Origin of the sequence: Streptomyces sp. NBC_00683, from assembly GCF_036226745.1 — a bacterium.
GTDB lineage: Bacteria > Actinomycetota > Actinomycetes > Streptomycetales > Streptomycetaceae > Streptomyces.
The window spans coordinates 7,405,145-7,416,721 of sequence record NZ_CP109013.1 but is presented as its reverse complement, the minus strand read 5'-3'; the positions used below and the strand labels follow the sequence as shown (position 1 = coordinate 7,416,721).

Annotated in this window: 3 protein-coding genes (1 of these 3 running past the window's edge); all 3 read left to right on the top strand. The window is 70.6% G+C overall.

Going from position 1 to position 11,577, the window contains the following annotated elements:
- Positions 1-439: 439 nt before the first annotated feature.
- Positions 440-1,240, top strand: a complete 801-nt coding sequence (locus OG257_RS32630; protein ID WP_329213246.1) for an ABC transporter ATP-binding protein — start codon at positions 440-442, stop codon at positions 1,238-1,240.
- Complete coding sequence (locus OG257_RS32625; protein WP_329213244.1) at positions 1,225-3,150, top strand: hypothetical protein; 1,926 nt, start codon at positions 1,225-1,227, stop codon at positions 3,148-3,150. The genes OG257_RS32630 and OG257_RS32625 overlap by 16 nt, the downstream gene beginning before the upstream one ends.
- A gap of 295 nt (positions 3,151-3,445) precedes the next feature.
- Positions 3,446-11,577, top strand: the 5' end (the start) of a protein-coding gene (locus OG257_RS32620; protein WP_329213242.1) for a type I polyketide synthase. The gene runs 25,711 nt beyond the window's last position; the window shows 8,132 of its 33,843 coding nt (coding positions 1-8,132); it begins with the start codon at positions 3,446-3,448; its stop codon lies off the right edge, out of view.

The window sequence follows — 11,577 nt, the reverse complement described above, 5'->3', positions numbered from 1 at the left end:
GGAAACTCCAACTACCTCTGAATGCGCCATGGATACCGCTGCCGTGATCCGGGTCGGCACCCGACCCTAACCAGGCCCTGTCGGAGCACCAACCCCTATTGGGAGTCTGACCAGCCCCTACGTGCCTGGCGTGAACTTCCGGAAAGGCACGCCGCCGAGCCGGCGCGCCTTTCCTGGCGGGGGCCGTGCGGCCGCCTGCCGCGGGTGGTGACCGCCGGGTGCGCGACCAGGAAGATCACTGTCCTCCACCGGAGTTCTAGGGGTACTCGGTAGGGGCGTCGTGCCGGGTAGGGTCCTCCAGCGGCGCCCGCGGCGCCACGGTACGTGTGCTGCCGGGAACATCCGGAACCCCTTCCGCCTGTTCACCTCTCCTCGCCGCCGCGCCCTGCCAGGCTGGGCCCGACGGGGACCGGCCGGTGCTATCAGGAAGGAACGGGAAGTGACGGAGCAGAAAGCCGACGATCCGGGATCCGCCCCAGGCAGCGAGCCGCCCGCGCTGCGGCTGATCGGCCTGCACAAGGAGTTCGGTGACAACGTCGCCGTCCGGCACGTCGATCTGACCATCCCTCAGGGTTCCTTCTTCGGCCTCGTCGGGCCCAACGGCGCCGGCAAGACCACGGCCCTGTCCATGGCCGTGGGCCTGCTGCGCCCGGACGGCGGCCGCTGCGAGGTCTTCGGCGTCGACGTCTGGTCCGACCCGGTCCGGGCCAAGTCCGTGCTGGGCGTGCTGCCCGACGGCCTGTCGATGCCCGAGCGGCTCACAGGCCGTGAAGTCCTGACGTACATCGGCCAGTTGCGCGGCATCGAGCCGACCGAACTCACCGGGCGTGTCGACGAGCTGCTGGAGGTCATGCAGCTCACCGAGGCCGAACGCACCCTCGTCGTCGACTACTCGACCGGGATGCGCAAGAAGATCGGCCTCGCCACCGCGCTGCTGCACCGGCCGCGGCTGCTGGTACTGGACGAGCCGTTCGAGGCGGTCGACCCGGTCTCGGCCGTCGCGCTCAAGACGATTCTGCAGCGCTTCGTCGCGTCCGGCGGGTCGGCCGTCCTGTCCAGTCATGTCATGCCCCTGGTCGAGCAACTCTGCGACACGGTCGCCGTCATGGCCGGCGGCGACGTCGTGGCCGCCGGGCCTCTGGACGAGGTGCGCGGCGACAGCACACTCGAGGAGGCCTTCGTCCGCCTGGTCGGGGCCGCCGCGACAACGGGAGAGGGCCTGTCGTGGCTGGCGTCCTGATACGGATGAAGCTGCGGATCATCCGCAACTCCATGACCGGCGGCAAGGCCGTCTGGATGGTCGTCGGCGCCGTCCTGGGCCTGGCGTTCGCCGCTGCCACCGTCGCCCTGGCATTCGTGCGGCTCGACACGCCGGGTCTGGTCGCCGACCTGCTCGCCACGACGTACCTGATCTGGACGCTCGGTTGGATGGTCGGTCCGCTGTGGGGCGGCTCCGCGGTTCTGCGCAGCGATCACTTCGCGCTGCTGCCGCTCCCCCGCCGCCGACTCGCCCTGGGGCTGCTCGCGGCCGGGCTCGTCGGCATCACCACCGTGGTGACCGCACTGGCGTTCCTCGGCCTCGTCGTCCACGGCGTCCGCACCGGCGTGGGGCCGGCCCTGGTGTCGGTCCCGGCCGCCGCCGCGCAACTGGCCTTCGTGGTCCTGCTCTCGAGGGTCACCCACGCCCTGTTCGGTGCGGTCGCCGGCTCCCGGTTCGGCGCTGCCGTCACCGGTCTGCTGTTCGCGGCGATGCTGGTGCTCACCCAGTCCGGCTGGATGCTCATCGTGGCCGTCGTCTCCTCCCGGGTGACCGAGACCGGCTTCTCCACCTTCGTGTCGGCCGCGATCCGTGCCGTCCCGTCCGGGTGGGGCGTCGTCGCCGTCGACGCCGCCGGCCGCGGCGACTGGTGGCAGTCGCTCGGCGCCCTGGCCGGACTCCTCGCCCTGTGCGCGCTGCTGCTGGCCGCCTGGGGCCGTGCTCTCGGCCGTGCCCGTAGCGGCCGTTCGGTCGTCCGCGGGAGCGCCCGCCGGGCGGCACCTGTGCGCGGCGCTCTGTCCGGCGCGACCGGGGCGGTGCTGCGGAAGGAACTGAGGACGTGGCTGCGGGACCCGCAACGCGTCACCATGGCGGTCACCCCTGTGGCCTGGGCCCTGGGAACGGCACTGCTGCCGCTCACCTTCCACACCGGGGCGCTGCTGCCCTGGGCGGGCCCGGCCCTGCCGGTGATGCTCGTCGCGACCGCCTACAACCTGTACAGCCAGGACGGTACGGGCCTGTGGCTCACCCTCACCACGGGAAGCCAGCGCGCCGACGTCCGCGGCCGGCAATGGGCGTGCCTGCTGCTGTTCGGCCCGCTCACCGTCGTCGTCACCGTCGTGTTCACCGCCCTGAGCGGGTACTCCTGGGCCTGGCCCTGGGTCGCCGCGCTCGTCCCGGCCCTGCTCGGCGGCGGCATCGGCATGATGGCGTACGCCTCGGTCACGGCCCTCGTGCCCGGCCCCGACGCCCACAAGCGCCCGGACAGCCCGCTCGACCGGGCCGACACGACCGGGCCGTCCAACATGTTGTTCTTCGCCGCCCTCCTCCCCGCCCTGCCGGCGGCCGGCCTCGTCACCCTCGGCACCGTCCTCGACAACCCCGTCGTCAGCTGGCTCGGCGTCCCGGTCGGTGTGGCCACCGGTGCCCTGCTCGCCCGATGGCTGGGCCGGGTCGCCGCCGACCGGCTCACCGCGAACGGCCCCGAACTGCTCGTCCTCATGCGGACCGGGCGCGCCGGAACGTCGGGCGCAGGGACATCGGGCGCAGGGACGTCGGGCGCAGGGCCTCGGGTCAAGCCGCAACTGACCAAGCGCCAGGAAGTGGTCGCACTCCTGTCCTGGGTGTTCGGCGGCCTGGCGCTCTTCCCGCAAGGTCTGGTGCCCCTGCTCTTCCTGATCTTCGACGTCCAGGTGAAGGTCTGGTTCCTAGCTCTCTACACGCCCCACCCCTGGTCCTGGGCGGTCGCGTTGGTGATGATCGCGATCGGCCTCACGCTGTTCACGAAGGCCGTCCGGCTTTCCTCCGGCCGCGCGGGCGACGTGGCGGCGCGGGACGGCGGAGAAACCGCGGACACTTCCGGCAGCCGTCGCGAAGAATACGAATCCGCCTGACATCCCCTGACCCGTCCCTACTGAATCACAATTCCGCCATTCCGCGATTTCATGATTCCGTGATTTCGCCGTTCCGCCGCTTCGCCGTTTCGCCGTTCCATCATTCCGCCATTCGCCAGGAATTCATTTCCCGCGGACGGTCAGGGGTCCGTTAGGGGTTGTCGAATTGGCACATTGACCTCCTAATCTAATCCCGGTCTCCGTTCTCTGCAGCTCTTGGCTGCTGGGTCACAGAGGGCTGTTGGGGTCTGGCTTGACCTTTCTACCCACTGCCCCGGAAGTAAGGTGGATTCGGGTGGAGAATGAAGAGAAGTACGTCGAGTACCTGAAGCGCGTGATGGCTGATCTCCGCCACACACGCAGCCGCCTGCAGTCGGCGCAGGACCGGGAAACCGAGCCGATCGCCATCATCTCGATGGCCTGCCGGCTTCCCGGGGACGTGCGCTCTCCCTCCGACCTGTGGCGTCTGGTCAGCACGGGCGGGGACGGCATCACGCCGTTTCCCTCCGACCGCGGCTGGTCCTCCCAACTGCCCGCCGACGTGGCGGCGATGGGCGGCTTCGTCCACGACGCCACCGACTTCGACCCCGGCCTGTTCGGCATCTCGCCCCGCGAGGCCGTCGCCATGGACCCGCAGCAGCGTCTCCTCCTGGAGACCGCCTGGGAGACGTTCGAGACGGCCGGGCTGGACCCGCGTTCGCTGAAGGGTCGCGGTATCGGAGTCTTCGCCGGGGCGGCCACCTCCGGCTACGGCGACGCACCACTGCCCGAAGCCGGCGAGGCGTTCCGCGGGACGGGCAACGCGACCAGTGTCGCGTCCGGCCGCGTCTCCTACACCTTCGGCCTCGAAGGCCCCGCCGTCACCATCGACACCGCCTGCTCCTCCTCCTTGGTCGCCCTCCACCTGGCCGGACTCGCCCTGCGGGCCGGCGATTGCGACATGGCGTTGGCCGGCGGTGTCACCGTCATGGTCGGCCCCGGCATGTTCGTCGAGTTCGACCGGCAGGACGGACTGGCGGCCGACGGGCGCTGCAAGTCGTTCGGGCAGGCCGCGGACGGGACGGGCTGGGGCGAAGGCGTCGGCCTGCTCCTGCTGGAGCGGCTGTCGGACGCACAGCGCAACGGTCACGAGATTCTCGCGGTGGTGCGGGGCAGTGCGATCAACCAGGACGGCGCGTCCAACGGCCTGACGGCGCCGAACGGTCCGTCGCAGCAGCGGGTGATCCGGCAGGCGCTCGCGAACGCCCGGCTGACCGGTGCGGACGTCGACGCCGTCGAGGCCCATGGGACGGGCACGCGTCTGGGCGACCCGATCGAGGCGCAGGCGCTGCTGGCCACGTACGGCCAGGAGCGGGGCGACGGCGGTGAACCGCTGTGGCTCGGCTCGGTCAAGTCGAACATCGGGCACACGCAGTCCGCGGCAGGTGTCGCAAGCGTGATCAAGATGGTGATGGCACTCCGGAACGGTGTGCTGCCGGCGACGTTGCATGTGGATGAGCCGTCGCCAGAGGTGGACTGGTCGACGGGTGCGGTGGAACTGCTCACCGAGGCGCGCCCGTGGCCTGCGGCGGACCGGCCGCGCCGAGCGGGGGTCTCGTCGTTCGGAATCAGCGGCACCAATGCGCATGTGATTCTGGAGCAGGCTCCGGAGTCCGAGCCGGCTGAGGCCTCTGGGAAGACCAGCGAGCCTGGTGTGTCTGCGTGGGTGGTGTCGGCACGGTCCGAGGCGGCTTTGCGGGCGCAGGTGGAGCGGCTCGGGGCATATGTCGCCGATGATCCGGGGCTGGATCCGGTGGATGTGGGGTGGTCGCTGGCGACGGCGCGGGCGGCGCTGGAGCACCGCGCGGTGGTCGTCGGCGAGAGCCGGGACGAGCTGCTGGCTGCCCTGCCCACGGCCGTCGGGTCTGCTGCGGGTTCTGGTGGTGTGGTGTTCGTGTTCCCGGGCCAGGGCTCGCAGTGGGTGGGCATGGCACACGAGCTGTGGGACACCTCGCCCGTCTTCCGCGAGCGGCTGACCGAGTGCGAGACGGCACTGGCCCCGTTTGTGGACTGGTCTCTGACCGACGTCGTCCTGCAGGACGGTGATTTGGACCGAGTGGACGTGGTCCAGCCGGTGCTGTGGGCGGTCATGGTCGCTCTGTCGGAGGTGTGGCGGTCTGCGGGTGTGGTGCCGTCCGCGGTCGTGGGTCATTCGCAGGGTGAGATCGCCGCTGCCTGTGTGACGGGCCGGCTGTCGTTGGACGACGCCGCACGCGTCGTGGCGCTGCGGTCGAAGGTACTGATGGCCGTGGCCGGCGAGGACGGCATGGTCGCCGTTGCGGCGGGGCGGGAGACGGTCGAGGACCTGGTCTCGGGCTGGACGGGCCACGTGTCGGTGGCAGCGGTGAACGGCCCGTCCTCCACCGTGGTCTCAGGTGACGCCGAAACCCTCGACGCGCTCATGGTCGAGTGCGAACAGCGGGAAATCCGCGCGCGCCGCATTGCGGTGAACTACGCGTCGCACTCGCCGCGGATGGAGGAAGTGCGGGAGCGGATCCTTGCGGATCTGGCCGGGCTGTCCCCTGCCGTCGGCACGATTCCGATGATCTCCACGCTGACGGGCAGCCCCGTCGAGGGCGGTCTGGACGCGCAGTACTGGTTCGACAACCTTTGTTCCACGGTCGAGTTCGAAACCGCGGTCCGTTCCCTGCTGTCGCAGGGGAAGCACACGTTCATCGAGGTCAGCGCCCACCCGGTTCTCACGGTGGGTGTCGAGGAGACCATCGACGCGGTCGGTGTCGAGGCTGTGGTGCTGGGCACCTTGCGGCGTGGCGAGGGCGGGATGCGCCGCGTCCTGACTTCCCTGGGCGAGGCATGGACGGCAGGCGTCGACGTGGACTGGACTGCGGTGCTCACCGGCCGCCAAGTCTCTTTGCCGACATATGCGTTCCAGCATGAGCGGTTCTGGTTGGACGTCCCGTCGCCGTCGGCCCAGAGCGCCGGGGTGGTGGATCCGGTCGAGTCCCGATTCTGGGACGCCGTGGAGCGCGGTGATCTCGACGAGCTCGCGGGCACGCTCCAGCTGTCGGAGGCCCCGCAACTGCTGGGGTCGGTGGTTCCTGCGCTGGCGTCATGGCGCCGGGAACGACAGCAGAGGTCCGTCATCGACACCTGGCGCTACCAGGTCGTTTGGAAGCCCTTGGACACTGTGCCTGACACCTCTCTGTCGGGCACCTGGTTGGTGGTGGGGCCTGAAGGCAGCGATGTGGCCGGGGCGTTGACCGGTGCGGGTGCCGAGGTGGTGGGCCTGCCGGTGGAGGCGGTGTCGGACCGTGCCGCTCTGGCCGGGCGGATCGCCGAGGTCCGGGACGTGCGTGGTGTCGTGCTGGTGGCCGGGTCGGCTTCAGCCGCCCGAGCTGCCGGTGGCGGCGTGGTCGCGGACGAACTCACCCATCTGACGGTCCTGTTGCAGGCGCTGGGTGATGCGGGGGTCGACGCGCCGTTGTGGGTGGCGACGCGGGGTGCGGTCGCTGTGGGCGCCTCTGACCGGGTGGTCGATCCGGTGCAGGCTGCGGTGTGGGGTCTGGGCCGGGTCGCTGCCCTGGAGTTCCCGCAACGCTGGGGCGGCATGATCGACCTGCCCGAGGTCCTGGACGCACGCGCCGGTGCCCGGCTCGTGGGCATCCTGACTGCCGACGGTGGCGAGGACCAGGTCGCGGTCCGCGGCTCCGGGGTGTACGGCCGCCGTATGGCACGTGCGGTGCCGACGGCTGTGGCGGATGAAGGATGGCAGCCCTCGGGGACGGTGCTGGTCACCGGCGGTACCGGTGCGCTGGGTGTGGAGGTGGCGCGCTGGCTAGCGGGCACGGGTGTGCCGCACCTGGTGCTGACCAGCCGCCGCGGCATGGCGCCGGAGGGCTTGGTGGAAGAGCTGGCCGCGCTCGGCACTCGTGTCAGCGTCGTCGCATGCGATGTCGCCGACCGGGATGCGCTGGCTGAGGTGATCTCCGGTGTTCCGGCCGAGTGGCCGCTCACGGGTGTGGTGCATGCGGCTGGTGTCGGGGATGCGCAGTTGCTGGAGGTGGCCGATCGGGACACGACGGCCGCGGTGGTCGGTGCGAAGATCGACGGCGTCGTGCACCTGGACGAGCTGACGGCCGGCCTGCCGCTGGACCTGTTCATTGTGTTCTCCTCCGGCGCCGCCATTTGGGGCGGCGCGGGCCAAGGCGCCTACGCAGCTGGCAACGCGTTCCTCGATGCCTGGGCACAGGACCGCCGCGAGCGGGGCCTGCCCGCAACGTCGGTGGCCTGGGGACCCTGGGACGGCGCCGGAATGGCCGTCCAAGGCGACACGCAGCAGCTCCTGCGCAGGCGCGGCATGTCGCCGATGGATCCGGCCCTGGCTCTGCGGGCACTCGCGGCAGCCGTCGACGCCGACGAGTCGGGACTCACGGTCGCCGACATCAACTGGTCTGCTTTCGCCGCATCGTTCACCGCGATCCGCCCCAGCCAGCTCCTCACCGAACTACCGGAAGCCACCGCCGCGCCGGACACGCCGGTGTCGCCGGAGAAGGATGCCGGGTCGGCCGGTCTGCGACAGCAGCTCGACGGGATGCACGCCGGACAACGTCGGCAGCTGGTGCTCGGCGTGGTGCGCACGCACGCGGCGGCGGTCCTGGGACACACCGGATCGGAGTCGGTGGAGGCGGGCCGGGCGTTCCGGGACTTGGGCTTCGACTCCCTGATGGCCGTAGAAATCCGCAATCGCCTGCAGTCAGTCACGGGCCTGCGGCTTCCCGCCAGCCTGGTCTTCGACCACCCCACCCCACTCGTACTGACAGAGTTCCTCCTGGCCGAACTCACAGACGGGGAACCGAGGGTGACGGCCCCCGCGGTCGCGGTGTCCGTGGCTGCGGACGAGCCGGTCGCGATTGTGGGCATGGCCTGCCGCTTCCCCGGCGGTGTGACCTCCGCCGAATCCTTGTGGAACCTGGTCGAGAGTGCGGGCGACGCAGTCGGCCCGTTCCCGGCGGACCGTGGCTGGCCCGCCTCGATCGCCGGCTGGGGTGCGTTCCTCGATGGTGCCGACGAGTTCGACGCCGACCTCTTCGGCATCAGCCCCCGCGAAGCCCTCGCCATGGACCCACAGCAACGGCTCCTGCTCGAAACAGCGTGGGAGGCGTTCGAGTCGGCAGCTCTCGACCCCGGCAGGCTGCGCGGGTCTTCGACCGGCGTGTTCGTGGGCGGCACCGCGTCCGGCTACGGCACCGGCACACAGATGCCGCAGGGCGCCGAAGGCCACCTGCTGACCGGTAACGCGACCAGCGTCATGTCGGGGAGGGTTTCCTACGCGTTCGGCCTGGAAGGCCCCGCGATCACCGTCGACACAGCCTGTTCCTCATCCCTGGTCGCCCTGCATCTGGCCGCACAAGCCCTGCGTACCGGTGAGTGCGACATGGCGCTGGCCGGGGGTGTGACCGTGATGGCCAGCCCCGGCGTGTTCGCCGAGTTCGACCGCCAGGGCGGACTCGCCTCCGACGGCCGCTGCAAATCCTTCGCCGCCTCCTCCGACGGCATGGGCTGGGGCGAAGGCGTCGGCCTCCTCCTCGTCGAACGCCTCTCCGACGCCCACCGCAACAACCACCACATCCTCGCCGTCCTGCGCGGCAGCGCCGTCAACCAGGACGGCGCCTCCAACGGCCTCAGCGCCCCCAACGGCCCCTCCCAACAACGCGTCATCCAGCAGGCTCTCGCCAACGCGCAGCTGACGACCGCGGACGTCGATGTCGTCGAAGCCCACGGCACCGGCACCCGCCTCGGCGACCCCATCGAAGCCCAAGCACTCCTGGCCACCTACGGCCAAACCCGGGACGAAGGCAGCGAACCCCTCTGGGTCGGATCCGTAAAGTCCAACATCGCCCACACCCAAGCCGCCGCGGGCGTCGCCGGTGTGATCAAGATGGTCATGGCCCTGCGCCACGGCCTCATGCCCGCCACCCTCCACATCGACGCACCCACCCCACAGGTCGACTGGACCGCCGGCGCGGTAGAACTCCTCACCGAAGCACGCCCCTGGCCCGAAACCGACAACCGGCCCCGCCGCGCCGCAGTGTCCTCCTTCGGCATCAGCGGCACCAACGCCCACGTCATCCTCGAACAAGCCCCCACCCCGGAACCCCAGCCGACTGTTCCGACACAGCAGGCACCAGGACTGGTTCCGTGGATGATCTCGGCGAAGTCCGACACCGCCCTACGAGCCCAGATCGCACGGCTGCGGTCCTTCGTGGCCGAAAAGCCCGAGCTGAAACCCGTCGACGTGGCCTGGTCCCTCGCGACCAGCCGGACCGCGCTGGAGCACCGCGCCGTGCTGGCCGGGGAGACGACCCTCGCCACGGGTGTCGCGGGCGAAGGCCGGACCGCGTTCCTGTTCACCGGACAAGGCTCCCAGCGAACCGGCATGGGACTCGGGCTGCACAAGCAGTTCCCAGTGTTCGCCGAAGCCTTCGACGCAGTCTGCGCCCGCCTCGACATACGGCTGCAACGCCCCCTGCGCGACGTCCTCACCGACGGCACCGACCTGGAACAGACAGCATGGGCACAAGCCGGGCTGTTCGCTCTTGAGGTCGCACTGTTTCGGCTCGTCGAATCGTGGGGCGTCACCCCCGACGTGCTGCTCGGCCACTCCCTGGGTGAGATCACCGCCGCGCACGTCGCAGGAATCCTCGACCTGGACGACGCATGCACCCTGGTCGCCGAACGCGGCCGGCTGATGCAGGCACTGCCCACCGGCGGAGGCATGCTGGCGGTGCAGGCGACCGAGGCCGATGTCGCGGACTCCGGCCTCGACATCGCCGCCGTCAACGGCCCCAACTCCGTAGTCCTCTCCGGCACCACCGAAGCCATCGAGCACTACGCAGCCCAATGCACCGCCCGCGGCCTGCGGTTCAACGTCCTGTCCGTATCGCACGCGTTCCACTCCGCCCTCATGGAACCGATGCTCAACGAGTTCGCGACCGTCCTGACCGGCCTGACATTCCACCCGGCCCGGATCCCGGTCGTCTCGAACCTCACCGGAGCCATCGCCGAGGCCGACGCCATGCAGCAGCCGGAGTACTGGCTGAACCAGGTGCGGAACACCGTCCGTTTCGCGGACGGGGTCGCGGCTGCCGCTGAGCTCGGCGTGACACGGTATGTGGAGCTCGGCCCCGACGGCGTCCTGTCCGCCATGGCCCAGGACACCACCTCCGACGCCGAGTTCGTCCCCGTCCTGCGCAAGGACCGCGACGAGACCCACACCGCGCTCACCGCGATCAGCCGCTTGTGGACGTCCGGAGTCGACGTCGACTGGCCTGCGGCGTTCGCCGGTTGGGGCGGCGGGGTCGTCGACCTGCCGACCTATGCGTTCCAGCGGGAACGGTTCTGGCCGGACGTTTCACTGCCGTCCGCAACGGGCACTGGCGGTGACCTGGTCGATGCCGCGTTCTGGGACGCGGTCGAGCGCGAGGATCTGCAGGAACTCGCGGGTCTGGAGTCGGCGCTGCCGGCACTGTCCGCGTGGCGGCGGCGTCACCGGGAACGGTCGACGCTCGACTCGTGGCGATACGGGGTCACCTGGAGGCCGCTGGACGGTCTGCCGTCGTCGGCGGTGCTGACCGGGGTGTGGGCGGTCGTCGGTACCGAGGACCCGCAGGTGTCCGCCGCGTTGGAGGCTGCGGGCGCGACCGTGGTCAGTGTCCCGGTCGAGGAGATATCGGGTCTGCCTGATGTGGCGGGTGTGGTGTTGTCCGCGTCGGGGTGGGCGGAGACGCTGGCCGTGGTGCAAGGGCTGAGCGAGGTCACGGCGCCGTTGTGGGTGCTGACGCGTGGTGCGGTGTCGGTGGGCGGTTCGGACCGGCTGGAGAGCCCGGACCTGGCGGCGGTGTGGGGTCTGGGCCGGGTCGCGGCACTGGAGTTCCCACAACGCTGGGGCGGTCTGGTCGACCTTCCCGAGGTCATGGACGCCCGGGCCGGTGCCCGGCTCGTGGGCGTCCTGGCTGGTGAGGCTGGTGAGGACCAAGTCGCTGTGCGCGGGTCCGGTGTGTACGGCCGGCGGCTGGCACGTGCGGTGCCGGCGGCTGTGGTCGGCGAGGGGTGGCAGCCCTCGGGAACCGTCCTGGTCACCGGCGGCACCGGCGCCCTGGGCACGGAGGTGGCCCGCTGGCTGGCGGGCCGGGGTGTGCCGCACCTGGTGCTGACCAGCCGTGGCGGCGTGGCACCTGAAGGCCTGGTTGAGGAATTGTCCGGGCTGGGCGCACAGGTCACGGTCGCCGCCTGCGACGTGGCCGACCGCGACGCCCTTGCCACAGTGATCGCCGGTGTCCCGGAACAGTGGCCGCTCACCGGCATCGTGCACGCGGCCGGACTCGACGTCCCGCAATGGCTGGAAGGAGTCACCGCGGATGCGTTCGC